Source organism: Yersinia rohdei ATCC 43380 (assembly GCF_000173775.1).
Taxonomy (GTDB): Bacteria; Pseudomonadota; Gammaproteobacteria; order Enterobacterales; family Enterobacteriaceae; genus Yersinia; species Yersinia rohdei.
This window is the reverse complement of record NZ_ACCD01000034.1, coordinates 1-16,173: the sequence shown is the minus strand read 5'-3', so window position 1 is coordinate 16,173 and position 16,173 is coordinate 1. Positions and strand designations below refer to the sequence as shown.

The window sequence follows — 16,173 nt, the reverse complement described above, 5'->3', positions numbered from 1 at the left end:
TACTTAGGCGTTAAGATGTGCCATTCCTTCCGCGCCGTAGCGCTCACCCGCTGCGGCATGGAATGGGAATACAGCATCAAGCTCTGCTAACTCTTGCGGGCTGAGTTTCACATCCAAAGCGGCTAAATTCTCTTCCAAATAAGTTCTCCGCTTGGTGCCTGGGATTGGCACAATAAAACTTTTCTGCGCCAGCACCCATGCCAAGGCTAATTGTGACGGTTTAACCCCTTTAGCTTGCGCCATTTTCGCTACAGCATCAGCTAACTCCAGATTCAGAGTAAAGTTATCTCCTTGAAAACGTGGGTTATGACGGCGAAAATCATCGGCTGCCAAATCGGACGGATTGCGTATCGCGCCCGTCAGGAAACCACGTCCCAAGGGGCTATAGGCCACAAATCCCACCCCCAAACGTTCGCAGGTTGCCAAAACAGATGTTTCCGCATCTCGCGTCCACAGTGAGTATTCACTCTGCACCGCAGTAATCGGATGAACTTGATGGGCTTTTTCCAGTGTTGCCGCCGAAACTTCACTCAGCCCGATATAACGAATCTTACCCGCCGTCACCAAATCAGCTAATGTCCCAATCACCTCTTCAACCGGGACACTCGGGTCACCACGATGCTGATAATAAAGGTCAATAACCTCGACCCCCAACCGCTTAAGACTGCCGTCAACTGACTGACGGATATAATCCGGACGGCTGCTAACACCACGGACGGTGGGGTCGGTTGGGTCACGCACAATACCAAACTTAGTGGCTAAAAAAACGTTATCACGTTTGCCCTTAATCGCACGCCCCACCAGCTCTTCATTGGTAAATGGGCCATACATATCCGCGGTATCCAACAGATTGACCCCCAACTCCAGCGCCCGATGCAAGGTGGCAATGGACTCCTTGGCATCTTGATTTGTGGAGTAGAAATCACTCATCCCCATGCAGCCAAGACCCAAAGCAGAAACCCACGGGCCATTCGAACCTAATTGACGTTGTTGCATTGTGATATTCCCCATTAGTGATGTCGAAAGAAAGTGTGGTTGTTTAGCAGGGAAAGATAAATAATGCAGATAACTCAGCATTGTTCAAAAAACACCAACAATAGGCGGACATCATTATGGACCAAATACAAGCCATGCAGATTTTTGTCCGCATTGTTGAGCTCGGCAGCTTCAGCCGCGCCGCAGAAAAAATGCAAATACCGCGCGCTACAGTCAGCCATACACTGAAACGACTAGAACAGAAATTAGGTGTCCGGTTACTGGTTCGCACCACTCGCCAAGTGAATATCACCGCCGAAGGCACGATGTACTACCAGCGCTGCCTGCAATTATTGTCAGCATTTGAAGAAGCAAACTCGCTGTTCAGCCACCAACAGTTGGAGCCGGAAGGGAAAGTTCGTATTGATATGCCGCATTCACTGGCCCGCAATGTGGTTATCCCCGCACTGAATGACTTTTATCAGCGCTATCCCCGAATTAAGCTGATCCTCGGCGCGAATGACGGCACCATTGATTTGCTCCGCGAAGGAGTGGATTGCGTATTGCGGGCCTGGCTACCTCACGACGAACAACTGGTGGCGCGCAATATTGGTCAGCAACCACAGATAACCTGCGCCTCCCCAGCTTATCTCGCAACATATGGCACTCCGACCTCACTCGACGAGTTAGCCAAGCATCAAGCAGTGGGGTATTTCTCACAGTTAACTGGCCGTGATTATCCGTTAGAGTTTATGTATCAGGGGAAAGTCGAAAGCCGAGAATTGCCCGGTATATTGAGTGTCAGTGGTGCAGATGCTTATATTGCGGCAGGTGTTGCGGGCTTAGGGTTAATTCAGGCCCCGACCCCCGGCATTCACCAGCAATTATTGCAAGGCGAACTGATTGAGGTATTAGCTGATACGCCTCCACCGGTAATGCCGCTGTTTATTATGTTCCCTCCTGGGCGCTTTTTAGCCCCGAGAGTCAGAGTGCTAATTGACTGGTTGATTGAGCTTTTTGCAGATTTTCCGCCTAAATCTTTTCATATTGAACATAAAACCAAAAATTAGAAAAACTTCAATAATTAAATCAATTGATCAACATATGGTGTTTTTTACAGCAAACGTCCCGCTTAGGGGAAATAAGTATTGACCTGAACGCGAAAATCTCTAGAATTCGCCCCCGTGGTTGCATCAAAAAAATCATGTTCCGGTACGCGATGGTGGCGGAATTGGTAGACGCGCTAGCTTCAGGTGTTAGTGTTCTTACGGACGTGAGGGTTCAAGTCCCTCCCTTCGCACCAAACATGCTTTTTTGAACAACAGGTAGTTGTAGTGAAGATTTATATTGCACGGCACATGCGATGGTGGCGGAATTGGTAGACGCGCTAGCTTCAGGTGTTAGTGTTCTTACGGACGTGAGGGTTCAAGTCCCTCCCTTCGCACCAAGCTGGTGATATAAATCCTAGGTTTTACTCTCATTAAGAGAGGCGTTAAGAAATCATTTGGGCGATGGTGGCGGAATTGGTAGACGCGCTAGCTTCAGGTGTTAGTGTTCTTACGGACGTGAGGGTTCAAGTCCCTCCCTTCGCACCACAATGATTTCAAATACTGCATTAGCAAAAGTCTGGTCGTCACCCCTCAGATTTACCTTCTTTTTATCTTCGTTTTTCCTGACTCTTAATCCCCTTTTGTATCAGCAAGATAACTCTTTTTATCACCGTATTTTTACTTATCAATGTATACCATTGTGCATCAAAATTGCAGCCATTCCGCCCAATAGTGCCAGGCAAGATGGCAGTAACAGGAAATGCCGCAACCGGGTATGATACAGCATACTGATTGTTGCCAGCATCGCGATAATAATAAGCACTCGCAATTGCGCCACCGTGACATCAGCCCACTCCAGTACCGGCAGCAAAGCAAAAGGCAGCAATATTCCCCAACCGCTGGACATTGCACGGCTCAGTAACCGACTTATTCCCCATGAACGGTAAGCGGCTAATCTGACTGTATTCATGATAATGGCCCACTCAAGTGATAATGATAACCAATATCATATACTACTACCGAACAGCCTGCACCTTGAAGTTGCCATTAGAAAACACCGCATCTGGCAGAAGAACCTGATTGATACCATCGACATATTAAATTGAGAACAGTAAATTGATTAGTTGATCGACATCATGATGACAGGGCGTAACAAAAATGGTAATTTTGACTAGGAAAAATCCTAAAGAAACATTAAAAAGATTCAAAAGAAATAATTACTCATAAAAACTATTTATTGTGATGCTTAAATTAAATGGCTTCACGAGGATATTGTTTATTTATCTACAGATAGCGCGCCATTATGCAGAGTGAATAGAATATGAATAGCCATACCTACGATCAGCTTCTGAAAAGTAAGCATCGGCTCTCTTTACTGCTTTTTCTATTCCTGAATGCGGCATCAGCTATTTTTAGTATGATATTACCAGCACCTAAAATGCCAGCAATGACATTGCCGCTTGCTATGATTACCGTTATCAGTCTTGGCGCTGCTACTTATTTGATTTTTATTTCGAAGAATTATGCCGATAAATTGAATTTATTTGCAATTGTCCTCGGTTTACTCTGGGCCTGGCATATCATTCTTAAATTTGAGTCTCTGGGCACTAATGAAAATAACTACTTGTTGCTCAGCCTATTTACTATTTTCTTTATCAGCACCATAGCCCTGTCTGATAACTTTCTCGCCTTTTGCTTACATACTATACCCCCGGCATTAACGGTTATTTTCCTGGATGACTTTCAAAATATTTTTCGTATCGTCTTCACCATTATGTTGCCGCTGATTGGCTTTTCCTTACATCATTTAATGTTGCGCCGCAGTGATAAATTCACCCGAAAACTCGTCGCTCATCTTTATAACGAAAGGGAAAAGTTCAGTGATTTAAGTATGATAGACCCATTAACTGGCTTGTATAATCGCCGCGGATTTGAAAATAAGCTCGAAACGCTGTTAGCACAGTCGCCTGGTAATCATTATGTATTGCTGCTCGATATTGACCATTTTAAAGCCTATAACGATAACTATGGCCATACTATGGGAGATCAAGCACTGGTGCGGGTTGCCGTAGCAATTCGTGATGCAGTACGTTCCAGAGATATCGTAGTGCGCTATGGTGGTGAGGAGTTTTTGGTGTTATTGACACACGTCAGTGAAGAGTATGCTACTCAGCTAGCTGAAAGAGTAAGGCAAAGAGTTTTAAGCCTTGATATTCCGCATGTTTTTAATCATAAAGTGTCTACGAGTGTCACATTAAGTGCCGGGGTTTCTCCCCTGCAATCCTATGACCTCACCTCGTCTCTCAAAGCCGCCGATGAAGCACTGTATCGGGCTAAAAAAGATGGCCGTAATAAGGTCGCGTTCGCCGAAGAAAAACAGCCGAATGCAGAATCGACCCTCAGATAAAATGACGGAGCACGAGGCTTAGTTATTATTTTTCAGCGAAAGGTTGAACTCAACGATATTAAATTTCATTTTAATTCTGTGATTAAATGCTGTTATTGTCTATAAAGAATAAATCATAGTTTTATCTGCAAGTAAAAAACATCTATTTAAGTTAATTACTCTTCCTTTTCAGAGTAAAGAGTGACTCATTTTAAACTGACATTTTATTTACCCCATCCTCTTTTGACTTTCAAATGATTTACCCAGCTAATTGGCTAATAACTTGAATGATATCCACATAATGAAACCATAACATAATAATTTTTATTTCTATTATGAATTAATTATATAAAAAACCACCTGTCAAAGGGAATAACAGCACAGATACCAACGCACGGCCATGAGCGAACCCGCGTTCCTGACGGCTGACAGCCCCCAAAGCCATTTGGTGAGGCATATATGGATTAGCTGTACCAAAGACGACTCTCATTTCTGAGGCTTATTTAACACCAGCCCCGGCATCAATGGCGAGGATGCGCTGTTGCATCATTTTTAGTGGCCATGCCCTCCTGTTTTTCCTTGCACTTCATTAACTGTTTTCTCGTATCCTGCATTAATTGGTTGCTTTGCTAAACCGATTCTTCTAATTTTAGCAGCAAATAGGTCTGAAGAAAATAGAGGTTTATCATGGAGAACATCATTTGGGTTTTAGGCGATGCAGTTGTTGATCTCGTCCCTGAAAAATCAAATAGTTACCTTAAATGCCCAGGCGGTGCGCCCGCCAATGTTGCTGTAGGTATCGCCAGACTCGGCGGCAAAAGTGCCTTTATTGGTCGTGTTGGGCAAGACAGTTTTGGCTGTTTTATGCAGCAGGTATTGCAACAGGAAAATGTGGATACTCGCGCGATGAAGCTCGACTCAGAGCACCACACCTCGACGGTGGTGGTCGATTTAGCTGAACATGGCGAGCGCACTTTTACATTCATGGTGACACCCAGCGCCGATTTATTCCTTCAACCATCTGATTTACCGGAATTTAAAGCCAATCAATGGCTGCATCTGTGCTCTATCGCGTTGAGTCAAGAACCCAGCCGCAGCACGGCATTTGAGGCAATGCGCCGCATGAGAGCCAATGGCGGTTGGGTCAGTTTTGATCCCAATATTCGTGCCGATATCTGGCGCCAACCACAGGAGCTACTCCCCTGCTTGCAACAAGCATTACAGTTGGCCGATGTGGTAAAGCTCTCTCTGGAAGAACTGAATTTTATCTATCCACAACAAGCTATCGCCACCGCTATGGAACAGCTTATGGCTGATTATTCCTGCAAATTATTACTAGTGACACTGGGTAGCGAAGGTGTGTGGGTGCATAACCGTCATGGTCTGCAAAAATATCCGAGCCGGAAAATCACCCCGCTAGACACCACAGGTGCCGGGGATGCTTTTGTCGCTGGGCTACTGGCGGCATTAGCTCTCTTGCCGGATTGGCATCAGGGTGCGGATCTCACCGCAGCTATTGACCAAGCTCAAGCTTGTGGGGCCTTGGCCACCAGCGCCAAAGGAGCCATGACCGCCTTGCCGAATGCCCAGCAACTGGCGAATTTTCTGCAACAATCTTAAAAAATTCCGGATGCCACTCTGAGCGGGCATCCGGTTTCCCTGTTCTTTGCCAGGGTTTGCTAAACACCCAGCCCACAATATTCCTCTGCGCTGGGTTTTTCCGAGCTGACCATTGCTTTCATCGCCTTATATTTCTCGTCATATCACCCAATTTGCGGTTCAGATCACAATAGCTGAATCGGGTTAGCAAAATGTTTTGCTAATCCCAGAGGGTAGCCCTTATGTTAGCCAAGAAAAACCGGTTTAGCTGTTTAGCATAAATACAATCAATCACATACCGAGTGATAATAAAAATGATGATAAAACCAAGCTATCTTGCTGTATCAATGGGATTTATTCTTTCTTGCGCTGCGCCCTCCGCCCTCGCGGCCTCTTCCTCAGACAGAGATATCGAAGCTCGCCTTAATGCTTTAGAACAGCGGTTGCAACAAGCCGAGAAAAGAGCAAAAAATGCAGAGGTCCGCGCCGAAATTGCAGAACAACAAGCACAAAAACTAGAAACCAGAACACTTGCGGCAGAAGAGAAAACAGTTCAGGTCGCCAAACGCACTGAGAAATTAGAAAGTAAAACACAGAGTGATAATGGCTTTGAGTTCCACGGCTATGCCCGATCCGGTTTACTGATGAATGATTCCGGTACCAGCACACAAGGTGGCCCCTATGTTTCACCTGCCGGCAGCACCGGTGGGGCTATTGGCCGCTTGGGCAATGAAACAGATACTTATGTTGAAGTAAGTTTGGAGAAAAAACAGCAGCTGGATAATGGCGCGACCACTCGCTACAAAGTCATGCTAGCCGATGGTCAGCGCAGCTATAACGACTGGACGGCCGACAGCAGTGACCTCAATGTGCGCCAGGCCTTTGTTGAGTTAGGCACCTTGCCCACCTTTGAGGGGATTTTCAAGGACAGTACTCTGTGGGCCGGTAAACGTTTTGATCGTGATAATTTCGATATTCATTGGCTGGATTCCGACGTGGTATTTCTCGGCGGAACTGGCGGCGGCATTTATGATATTAAATGGAATGAAAGTCTGAAGAGTAACTTCTCGTTATATGGCCGTAATTATGGCGAAATCGAGAATATTAACAGTGATATTCAGAGCTATATTTTCACCGCCAATAACTTTATTAAAACCAGTAACGACGGCGGCAGCTTCCAGTGGATGTTGAGCGGTTTACGCGCTAAAGATAATGACGCACGCCAAAATAGCGGCGCCACCCTAAATACGCATGCTGCGGATAAAGGTATCCACGGCATGCTGGCTTACCACGGCGACAGCTTCTATGGATTGCGCGCGGGCACGTCGAAAACCGCATTACTGTATGGGCACGGTTTGGGCGCAGAGGTGAAATCTATTGGCTCCGATGGCAATCTGACCAGTGGTGCCGATACCTGGCGTTTGGCTACTTACGGCACCACCGCATTAAGCAAATACTGGAGCCTGGCCCCGGCCATTTTGGCCCAACAAAGTAAAGACCGCTACGTCACTGGCGATAGCTATAAATGGGTGACATTTAATGCCCGTCTGCTGCAAGAAATTACCGAAAACTTTGCACTGGCTTATGAGGGCAGCTATCAATATATGAATTTAGACCCGCGAGGTTATAAAAATTATCACCCCGTCAGCGGCGGTTTCTATAAGTTAACCTTCGCCCCGACCTTTAAACCCGGTGATATCAGCAATTTCTTTAGCCGACCAGAAATACGTGTTTTCGCCACCTATATGGATTGGAGCCAAGACTTGGATAATTACGCCAAGGATGATGCCTTCGGTAAAAATGGCTTTGTTGCCGGCGGTCAATGGAACTTTGGTATCCAAATGGAAACCTGGTTCTGATAATCCCCCATCGCCGTCAGTGCATTGGCGACGGCGGCGGGAAATATATTACGGATAACTATGTGACGACAATCCATAACGACGGCCTGTAGGTATTGATGGACGCTGACACAGGGCTAGGAATGGATATGCGAGGGAAATAATGAATATTAATGAGACTGCAAAGGCTCTGCTCCCATTACTTGGCGGTAAAGATAATATTGTCAGTGCGGCACATTGTGCCACCCGTCTGCGGCTGGTGCTGGCGGATGACTCACTGGTGCAGAAGTCCGCAATAGAAAAACTGGAAGGCGTTAAAGGCTGCTTCAGTAATGCCGGGCAATTACAGGTTATTTTCGGCACTGGGCTGGTGAATAAAGTTTATGCTGAATTTATTAAAGTCGCTGGCGTTAATGAATCCAGTAAATCAGAAGCGGCCAATGCCGCAGCCCGTAAATTGAATCCATTCCAGCGCATTGCTCGGCTGTTATCCAATATTTTTGTTCCTATCATTCCAGCAATTGTGGCCTCTGGGTTGTTAATGGGCTTGCTCGGCATGGTGAAAACCTATGGTTGGGCTGATGCTAACAGCGCACTGTTTATCATGCTGGATATGTTCAGCTCTGCCGCCTTTATCATTTTACCCATCCTTATTGGCTTTACTGCCGCGAAAGAGTTTGGCGGTAACCCTTATCTGGGAGCAACCCTGGGTGGCATTCTGACCCACCCGGCACTCACTAATGCCTGGGGCGTCGCGGGCGGGTTCCATACCATGAATTTCTTTGGTATGGAGGTCGCAATGATTGGCTACCAAGGCACGGTATTCCCAGTCTTGCTCGCCGTGTGGTTTATGAGCTTGCTGGAAAAGCGGCTGCGTAAAATTATTCCGGATGCGCTGGATTTGATCCTTACGCCATTTCTGACAGTGATAATTACTGGTTTTGTCGCGCTGCTGTTTATCGGCCCTGCCGGACGAGTGCTAGGTGATGGTATCTCACTGGTGCTCAGCACCCTGATTACGCATGCCGGTTGGCTGGCAGGATTGCTCTTTGGCGGGCTTTATTCTGTGATAGTGATAACCGGTATCCACCATAGTTTCCATGCTATCGAAGCCGGTTTGCTGGGTAACCCGAATATTGGTGTTAACTTCCTGCTACCAATCTGGTCAATGGCCAATATCGCGCAGGGCGGCGCTTGTCTGGCGGTCTACTTCAAAACCCGCGATGCCAAGATTAAAGCCATTGCTATTCCTTCGGCATTTTCCGCCATGCTGGGAATCACCGAAGCCGCTATTTTTGGGATTAACCTGCGCTTTATCAAGCCGTTTTTGGCGGCACTGGCGGGCGGAGCCTTAGGTGGCGCATGGGTGGTTGCCAATCATGTCAATATGACCGCCGTCGGTTTAACTGGCATTCCCGGCATTGCCATTGTGCAAGGAAATTCAATTGTTAACTACTTGATTGGTTTGGTGATTGCCTTTGGTTCGGCATTTATTATTTCTTTGTTACTTAAATACAAAACGGACAGCGAATAATGCTTGAAGCCAGTTTACTTAAACATCTGACACTGGCAGTGATGCGCGGTCAGTGCCGCGCATCGCAAGACCCACACCGGCCGGGTTGGCATCTGGCACCTTGTGTTGGGTTGCTGAATGATCCCAATGGGTTTATTTATCATGCTGGCTATTACCATCTTTTCTATCAATGGAACCCATTGGATTGCCGCCACGGCAGTAAATTCTGGGGCCACTGGTGCAGTACAGATTTGGTGCATTGGGAACATCAACCCGTGGCATTGGTTCCCAGCGAAGCATACGAAAGTCATGGTTGTTATTCCGGTTCCGCCGTCATTGCTGATGACCTTATCACCCTGATTTATACCGGAAATGTGAAATATCCCGATGGCTCTCGCACAGCATTTCAATGTTTGGCCCAAGAGAATCCACGCGGTGAATTTGACAAACTGGGGCCGGTATTATCTTTGCCCACCGGCTATACCGGCCACGTCCGTGACCCAAAAGTTTGGCAACATCATGGCCAGTGGTACATGGTGTTAGGCGCACAAGACCTGCAACTGCAAGGTAAAGTTCTGCTGCTGCGCTCTGATAATTTACGCGAATGGCACAATCTTGGTGAGATTGCGGGCTCCCATCTTGGGGGCCTTGGGCCTTTTGGTTATATGTGGGAATGCCCAGATTTATTCAGGTTAGCCGAGCAGGATGTGTTGATTTTCTGCCCGCAAGGTATTGCGGCGGAATCGGAACGTTATCGAAATACCTTTCAGGCGGGTTATTTACTGGGCCAATTGGATTATGCCAACGCCAGCTACAGCCATCAGGATTTCCACGAGTTGGATGCGGGATTTGAATTCTACGCGCCACAAACCACAGTGGCTGCCGATGGTCGCCGCCTGTTATTCGGTTGGATGGGGATACCGGATGACGATGAATTTTATCAGCCGACGGTAGCCTATGGCTGGATCCACACCATGACCTGCCCGCGCGAGTTGAGCATGCAGGGTAACCAGCTGATTCAGCAACCCGCTCGTGAATTAACTGCCCTGCGGCGCGAATATCGCCAGTGGCAAGGCCCTGCTCAAGAGGCACCCTATCTCCCTATAAACAGTGCCGAAATGATAATTGACGTGAATGCGCCTTTTTCCCTCGAATTGGGCCACACGCTGCATTTGGCATGGGATGGCGAGCGCATCACTTTGAGCCGCAATAATCTGCGCACCGGATTGCGGGAGTTTCGTTACTGGCGCGGCCAATTGCACCAATTACAGCTGCTTTGTGACAGGTGCAGTATAGAAATCTTTATTAATCAGGGAGAAGCCGTGATGACCTCGAGCTACTTCCCGCCAGATTTACCACGGGCAATATTCAGCGGAAGTGCCGAACTGCATCTGCAACACTGGCTGTTGTCTTCGCCCATGTTAGAATGAGTTATCTTTCAAGGCGACAGATTCACTCAGCGAAAAACAATAACCGGTGAAAAACAATAAACGCATTACCATCAATGATATAGCCAAGTTGGCGGGTGTGTCTAAGTCGACCACCAGCCTGGTGCTCAATGGGCGCAGCAAGGAATATCGTGTTTCAGATGAAACTCGGGATCGTATTATTGCTTTAGCCAATGAGCATAATTATCAGCCCAGTTTCCACGCCCGCTCTCTGCGCTCAAGTCGCAGCCATACCATCGGGCTGGTAGTGCCGGAGATGACCAACCACGGCTTTGCACTTATTTCCCGTGAACTGGAAATGCTATGCCGCGAAGCTGGATTGCAGTTGCTTATCGCCTGTACGGATGAAAATCCGGCTCAGGAAATGATGGCAGTAAACAGCCTGGTGCAGCGCCAGGTTGATGGTTTAATTGTCGCCTCCAGTCAGCTCAATGACAGTGAATATCAAAAAATCAATGCCCGCCTGCCGGTGGTGCAGATGGACAGATTAATTGGTGAGTCTGATTTACCGCTGGTTATCACAGATTCAATCGGCTCCACCACCCAATTGGTCGAAAGGGTTGCCCGCCAACATCCTGATGAGTTTTACTTTCTCGGCGGCCAGCCACGAATTTCTCCAACCCGCGATAGGCTCGCCGGTTTTCAGCACGGATTGCAACAAGCTGGCGTCGAATGCCGCCCGGAGTGGATCCTTAATGGCCATTACCTGCCCAGCTCCGGTTACGAAATGATTGCCCAGCTGTGTGCGCAATTAGGCCGCCCGCCCAAAGCCGTGTTTACCGCAGCCTGCGGCTTGTTGGAGGGGGTGCTGCGCTATCTTAATCAGCATCAATTAATGGACAGTGAAATTCATCTTTGTAGTTTTGACGATCACTATTTGTTTGATTGTTTGCCGCTGAAAATTGACACCATCGCGCAGGATTGCCAGGGGCTGGCACGTCATAGTTTTGAGATGATCACGGCACTGATCGCCGAAACACCGCTGGCGCAAAATCAATTGATTCTGCCGGGCCAAATCCATTGGCGGCACCCAGGCTCGAAGGCGCTCAATGAGTGAGACAGAGCCGGCCATAACTCCCGCCCTGACGGACTCTTGGCAACGTTGCCAAAAGCTGATGCAAGCCCAGCAATGGCGGCTACCACACCGCGCCGTAGGGGCCACTTTCCAATCTATTTGTCAGCGAAAAAATGACTTACTGGTGTTAGGCCAGGCGGCATTGGAAGATGCTTATGAATATATGGAATCCCGCCATTGCGTACTCTTAATTCTGGATGAAAGTGGCTGCACCCTGTGGCAATGCGGCCATCCACACGCCCTAAGCCAGCTGCGAGAGTTGGGGATTGACTGTGGCAGCTACTGGGCCGAGGGGTTAATGGGGACTAATGCCCCAGCCCTGGCCATCGCTGAAGGACACCCGATACAAGTCAGCGGTCAGCAACATTTCAAGCAGGCGCTGCATCCGTGGCGCTTTTGCGCTACTCCGGTCTACGACAACAGCGGCCGCCAGCGCGCGGTCATTGTTTTGGGCAGCTTAGTGGATGACAATGCCGCCAGTGATTTGCCACTGACATTGGCCATTGCCCGAGAAATTGGCAATTACCTGCATACCGACACCCTATTGGCCGAAAACAACCGCCATCTCAATGAGCTCAATGCCCTGCTTGATGGCGTGGAAGATGGTGTGATGGCATGGGATCAGCGCGGTTGTCTGCTGTACCTCAATCGGCGCGCCGCCGCTATTTTACAGCTAGATGCAACCCGCAGCCTCGGCAAACCTATCACAGATTTACTGACTCTCCCCGCCTTGTTGACGCATGCTATTTTGTCCCGCCATCCTCTGAGCCATGTGGAGGTGACCTTTGAAAATCAGCAGCAATTTATTCCGGCACTATTAACCCTAAAACCTATTCCTGATGGCGACCATTGCAGTTTTATTGCTTTGCTGCACCCACAAGAATTACTGCGGCAAATGGTTAATAACCAGTTAGGGCGAGCCAGTTATACCTTTGACGCCATGCCGGTGGCCTCATTAGAAATGCGCCGCTTGATTCGCTATGGCAAACAGGCGGCCAAAGGCCAGCACCCTATTTTATTACATGGCGAAGAAGGGGTCGGAAAGCAACAGTTGGGGCAGGCAATTCATAATGCCAGCAGCCGTGCCGATGGCCCTTATATCGTATTGAATTGTCAGGCATTGCCACAAAATCTTATGGCGCGGGAATTTCTTGGCAGTGATGCCAGCGAGGGGGAATCCGGCCAGCCCAGCAAGTTTGAATTGGCTAATGGCGGCACCCTCTATCTGGAACAAGTCGAATATTTGTCACCAGAAATGCAGTCGGCGCTGTTGCAAATCGTCAAAACCAACATGGTCATGCGCATGAATTCCAATCGGGTTATTCCGGTGGATGTCAGGATCATTACCGCCACTGGCGCTGACCTGCCCTTGCTGGTGAAACAAGGGCGCTTTCGCCGCCAGTTATTCTATACGTTGCAATCTTTTGAGCTGCATATTCCCCCATTGCGCCAGCGCCAGCAGGATATTCCGCTGCTGGTTCAATATACTCTGGCCAGTCTGGGGCAGCATTTCCACTGCCAGTATCAACCGGATGACAGTGTTATCCGCCAGTTATGCCAATACCCGTGGCCGGGTAATGATCAAGAGCTGAAAAGTGTGGTAGAGCGCGCCGCAATGGCATGCCGGAATAATCGCATTAATCTCAATGATTTACCCGAGCATTTATTGGGAGAAAAATTGCTACTGGAACCGGACATGCCGCAACCTCAGCCCGTCCTATCACTACAAGAATTAGAAAGGCAGGCTATTATTCGTGCCGCACTGGTATGCCAAGGTCAATTAAATGAAATGGCCGTTTTATTAGGAATTGGTCGCACCACCTTATGGCGAAAAGTGAAACTGCACCGGTTGGATATCCACCAATTTAAAGGCGGCGAGTCACTGCGGGTTTAACCCTAAAACAGTCTTTGGGCAGACAGGCAGAAAATAACCATAAGTTATAACACCCAATGGCGAACCGAGTTACTTGAGTGATAAATAGACCAAATGGACGCTGGCCACATCAGCGGCCGGAGCGCCCATCGGTAACATGAGAAATCACCAAGCAATACAGACGTATAGCCGCATTCAGTTCCGCGCGGCTATTTTTTTATTATGCTGATTACTGAAGTTTAAGCTCCCCGATGGCGGTATCTAATACGGCTTGTTGCCCATTATGACTGGCCTCAATACAGCCCAAGACACCCACTAACATGGGAATATCCATCTCTTTTGCCAAAATAGCACTGTGGGACATAATATGCCCTTGGCTTAAACAGATCCCTTTGACTTGCTGGGGGTTTAACCCAACCATTTGCGATGGCAGTAATTCCTCGGCTAATAATAAAATTTCATGACTGACTGCTGGCGAAAAAGGTTCTGGGGGAAATCCCGTCAAATGGCCTAATGTGCGATGCAGAATATCGCGAATATCCAGCTCCCGAACACGTAAGTAATCATCATCCAGCGCCAGATAATCTGCCACCATAGCCATCAATTCATCCTGCAAGGCGGACTCGGCGCACACCAACTGCTGTGCTATCCGGTTATCCATCGCCGCCTGTAACTCTTCGTCATCAATCAGCATGGCATGAGCATTGAAAATATCCGCCGCATCAATACTAATTTGTTGTTCTGCCTGTTGTGCCAAGTGCATTAAATCAGCCGTGGTTTGCGCCAGAGCTTGATGCAGGCGCTGCTGTTGGTCGCCAACTTGTTCGACATTAATGGTTTGCGGTAAAAAAACGGGCATGACCGGGTGCCACTGAAATACAGCGGCGCTAATAGCTCCACGGGGAACCATCACGCCAGTAAAGCCACTATCACTGCTGGTTGTGACGGACTCACCAAAGTGCTGCTGAGCCAGTTGCATAAAAGCATCCAGCGCCTCACCGGCTTGCGCGCCACTGGCAAGTAAGCGGATGGTATCGCCCTTGCGGACTTGCAAAATAGCGAGCTGATTCAAGCTACGTGGGTTAACGCACTGCCCCTTTTTTTCCAACAATAAATCGGCCGCAAAGGGAGCCAATACTTCGACCAACTTGGCTGCGGGCCGAACATGCAGCCCATTAGGATTGCGCACCACCCAACTGACACTTTGCGCGTCAGGTGCAACAGTGACACCCGCGCCACCACCGGCCTCCGGTGCTGAAATCCCTTCCCCTAACTGAGTGGCTTTCGCCAATATGGCACCCATAGCTTCGGCATCAACGTCTGCCAGTGATGCCCCAGCGGATGCGGCCACCACTGCGGCCAGAGTCCCTTCGACCAGTGGGGCGGCACTCAGCCGCACATTTTGCGCTATTTCCGGGCCTAATAACTCCAGAGCGGTTTCTGCGCTAAGCACCGCGCTGCCTAAATCCATCAACACCAGCACACCCGATGGGGAATAAACCGATTCAATGGCTTCCATCACTTTAATCGCATCCGTGCCGATGGGATTCTCCGGGTCGTCTATACCGGCGGCCACCACTAACTGGCAGCCCCCTTGCGTCATTTGCTGTGCCAGTTCGGCCACACCCTGAGCCAGCAGCGCACTATGAGAAACTACAACCAGATTTACCATCCTTTCTCTCCATTTACTCTTTTCGATTCCGCCACATTAGCGGCTGGCTACCTGCCATAGAGCTTGCATCATCAACATGGCGGATGTTGCCCCTGGATCCTGATGACCAATACTGCGCTCGCCAAGATAACTGGCGCGTCCTTTGCGGGCTTGCATCGTGATAGTGCCCGCCAGTGCTTGCTGGGCGCGCTCGACGCTTTGCTGCAAAGCGGCCACCAGCGGTACTCCGCGCTGATTGGCCTGCTCCAGTTGTTCGACTACAGCCCACCAAACATCACACATGGTTTTATCACCCGGCTCTGCTTTGCCGCGCATCACCACCCCTTCGACACCTTCTTTAAACATCTGACATACTGCTGCCAAGTCCAGACTTTGTTTCGCATTGGTGCTTTGCGCCGCACGGATAAAGAATGTCCCAAATAAAGGGCCGCTGGCTCCCCCAACACTCGACAACAAGGTCATACCGGTGTTTTTCAGGATAAAGCCAATGTCTTTATCCGCAAATGAAGGGAGTTTTTCGACCACTTTATTAAAACCGCGATTCATATTCAGGCCGTGGTCGCCATCGCCAATGTCAGTATCCAACTGTGTGAGGAAATCGCGTTGTTCGCTGAAAACTTCAGCACAGAGTTGCAACCAGCTGACAATTTGTTGTTTGGTGAGTTCCATGCATTTCTCCAGAAATTTTCATATAATCATATGTTTACTATGATAATTATTTACACGTCATAGATTTCAAAGTGCA

Annotated in this window: 12 protein-coding genes and 3 tRNA genes; 11 read left to right on the top strand and 4 right to left on the bottom strand. The window is 48.6% G+C overall.

Annotated elements, in window-relative coordinates; all coding sequences use genetic code 11:
- Nucleotides 1-3: 3 nt before the first annotated feature.
- Nucleotides 4-996 carry an aldo/keto reductase gene (locus YROHD0001_RS02350; RefSeq protein ID WP_032818040.1) on the bottom strand — a complete coding sequence of 331 codons (993 nt, stop codon included), beginning with the start codon at nt 994-996 and terminating at the stop codon, nt 4-6.
- Between the two features lie 116 nt (nt 997-1,112).
- Between YROHD0001_RS02350 and YROHD0001_RS02355 the strand changes: the two genes are divergently transcribed.
- The 4 genes from YROHD0001_RS02355 (at nt 1,113) to YROHD0001_RS0118630 (ending at nt 2,570) form a co-directional block, all read left to right on the top strand.
- Complete coding sequence (locus tag YROHD0001_RS02355) at nt 1,113-2,045, top strand: LysR family transcriptional regulator (RefSeq protein ID WP_004716339.1); 933 nt, start codon at nt 1,113-1,115, stop codon at nt 2,043-2,045.
- Between the two features lie 146 nt (nt 2,046-2,191).
- A tRNA-Leu gene (locus YROHD0001_RS0118640) sits at nt 2,192-2,278 on the top strand.
- Nucleotides 2,279-2,335: 57 nt separating this feature from the next.
- Nucleotides 2,336-2,422 (top strand) — tRNA-Leu (locus tag YROHD0001_RS0118635).
- A 61-nt stretch (nt 2,423-2,483) separates the two neighbouring features.
- Nucleotides 2,484-2,570, top strand: a tRNA-Leu gene (locus YROHD0001_RS0118630).
- Nucleotides 2,571-2,709: 139 nt separating this feature from the next.
- On the opposite strand, the gene YROHD0001_RS0118625 is transcribed toward YROHD0001_RS0118630, so the two are convergent.
- Nucleotides 2,710-2,994 (bottom strand): DUF1435 domain-containing protein, encoded by a 285-nt coding sequence (locus YROHD0001_RS0118625; RefSeq protein WP_032818038.1) that lies wholly within the window; start codon nt 2,992-2,994, stop codon nt 2,710-2,712.
- Between the two features lie 351 nt (nt 2,995-3,345).
- Between YROHD0001_RS0118625 and YROHD0001_RS02360 the strand changes: the two genes are divergently transcribed.
- From YROHD0001_RS02360 to dhaR, 7 genes are all read left to right on the top strand, one after another.
- Nucleotides 3,346-4,431, top strand: coding sequence for a GGDEF domain-containing protein (locus YROHD0001_RS02360; protein WP_004716337.1), 1,086 nt, complete (start codon nt 3,346-3,348; stop codon nt 4,429-4,431).
- A 666-nt stretch (nt 4,432-5,097) separates the two neighbouring features.
- Nucleotides 5,098-6,030: an aminoimidazole riboside kinase gene (locus YROHD0001_RS02365; protein WP_004716335.1), complete on the top strand. Its 933-nt coding sequence runs from the start codon at nt 5,098-5,100 to the stop codon at nt 6,028-6,030.
- A gap of 293 nt (nt 6,031-6,323) precedes the next feature.
- Nucleotides 6,324-7,868 (top strand): carbohydrate porin, encoded by a 1,545-nt coding sequence (locus tag YROHD0001_RS02370; RefSeq protein WP_081452080.1) that lies wholly within the window; start codon nt 6,324-6,326, stop codon nt 7,866-7,868.
- Between the two features lie 142 nt (nt 7,869-8,010).
- Complete coding sequence (locus YROHD0001_RS0118620; protein ID WP_032818036.1) at nt 8,011-9,381, top strand: sucrose-specific PTS transporter subunit IIBC; 1,371 nt, start codon at nt 8,011-8,013, stop codon at nt 9,379-9,381.
- Nucleotides 9,381-10,790, top strand: coding sequence for a sucrose-6-phosphate hydrolase (locus YROHD0001_RS02375; RefSeq protein ID WP_004716333.1), 1,410 nt, complete (start codon nt 9,381-9,383; stop codon nt 10,788-10,790). Before YROHD0001_RS0118620 ends, YROHD0001_RS02375 begins: the two co-directional genes overlap by 1 nt.
- A 46-nt stretch (nt 10,791-10,836) precedes the next feature.
- The gene (locus YROHD0001_RS02380; RefSeq protein WP_004716332.1) at nt 10,837-11,865 is read left to right on the top strand and encodes a LacI family DNA-binding transcriptional regulator; all 1,029 of its coding nucleotides are present in this window, start codon (nt 10,837-10,839) and stop codon (nt 11,863-11,865) included.
- A complete protein-coding gene (gene dhaR / locus YROHD0001_RS02385; RefSeq protein WP_032818035.1) occupies nt 11,858-13,777 on the top strand; it encodes a dihydroxyacetone kinase operon transcriptional regulator DhaR in 1,920 nt (639 codons plus the stop codon). The genes YROHD0001_RS02380 and dhaR overlap by 8 nt, the downstream gene beginning before the upstream one ends.
- Nucleotides 13,778-13,985: 208 nt before the next feature.
- Here the strand turns inward: dhaR and dhaM are convergent, their stop codons facing one another.
- Nucleotides 13,986-15,428, bottom strand: a complete 1,443-nt coding sequence (gene dhaM, locus YROHD0001_RS02390; RefSeq protein ID WP_004716330.1) for a dihydroxyacetone kinase phosphoryl donor subunit DhaM — start codon at nt 15,426-15,428, stop codon at nt 13,986-13,988.
- 36 nt (nt 15,429-15,464) lie between these two features.
- Nucleotides 15,465-16,097, bottom strand: a complete 633-nt coding sequence (gene dhaL / locus YROHD0001_RS02395; protein ID WP_004716329.1) for a dihydroxyacetone kinase subunit DhaL — start codon at nt 16,095-16,097, stop codon at nt 15,465-15,467.
- Nucleotides 16,098-16,173: the final 76 nt, after the last annotated feature.

Coding starts and splice junctions, on each gene's coding strand:
- dhaR (WP_032818035.1), top strand. CDS start 11,858: ATGAGTGAGACAGAGCCGGCCATAACTCCCGCCCTGACGGACTCTTGG.
- YROHD0001_RS02350 (WP_032818040.1), bottom strand. CDS start 996: ATGCAACAACGTCAATTAGGTTCGAATGGCCCGTGGGTTTCTGCTTTG.
- YROHD0001_RS02355 (WP_004716339.1), top strand. CDS start 1,113: ATGGACCAAATACAAGCCATGCAGATTTTTGTCCGCATTGTTGAGCTC.
- dhaM (WP_004716330.1), bottom strand. CDS start 15,428: ATGGTAAATCTGGTTGTAGTTTCTCATAGTGCGCTGCTGGCTCAGGGT.
- YROHD0001_RS0118620 (WP_032818036.1), top strand. CDS start 8,011: ATGAATATTAATGAGACTGCAAAGGCTCTGCTCCCATTACTTGGCGGT.
- YROHD0001_RS02370 (WP_081452080.1), top strand. CDS start 6,324: ATGATGATAAAACCAAGCTATCTTGCTGTATCAATGGGATTTATTCTT.
- YROHD0001_RS02360 (WP_004716337.1), top strand. CDS start 3,346: ATGAATAGCCATACCTACGATCAGCTTCTGAAAAGTAAGCATCGGCTC.
- YROHD0001_RS02365 (WP_004716335.1), top strand. CDS start 5,098: ATGGAGAACATCATTTGGGTTTTAGGCGATGCAGTTGTTGATCTCGTC.
- YROHD0001_RS0118625 (WP_032818038.1), bottom strand. CDS start 2,994: ATGAATACAGTCAGATTAGCCGCTTACCGTTCATGGGGAATAAGTCGG.
- dhaL (WP_004716329.1), bottom strand. CDS start 16,097: ATGGAACTCACCAAACAACAAATTGTCAGCTGGTTGCAACTCTGTGCT.
- YROHD0001_RS02375 (WP_004716333.1), top strand. CDS start 9,381: ATGCTTGAAGCCAGTTTACTTAAACATCTGACACTGGCAGTGATGCGC.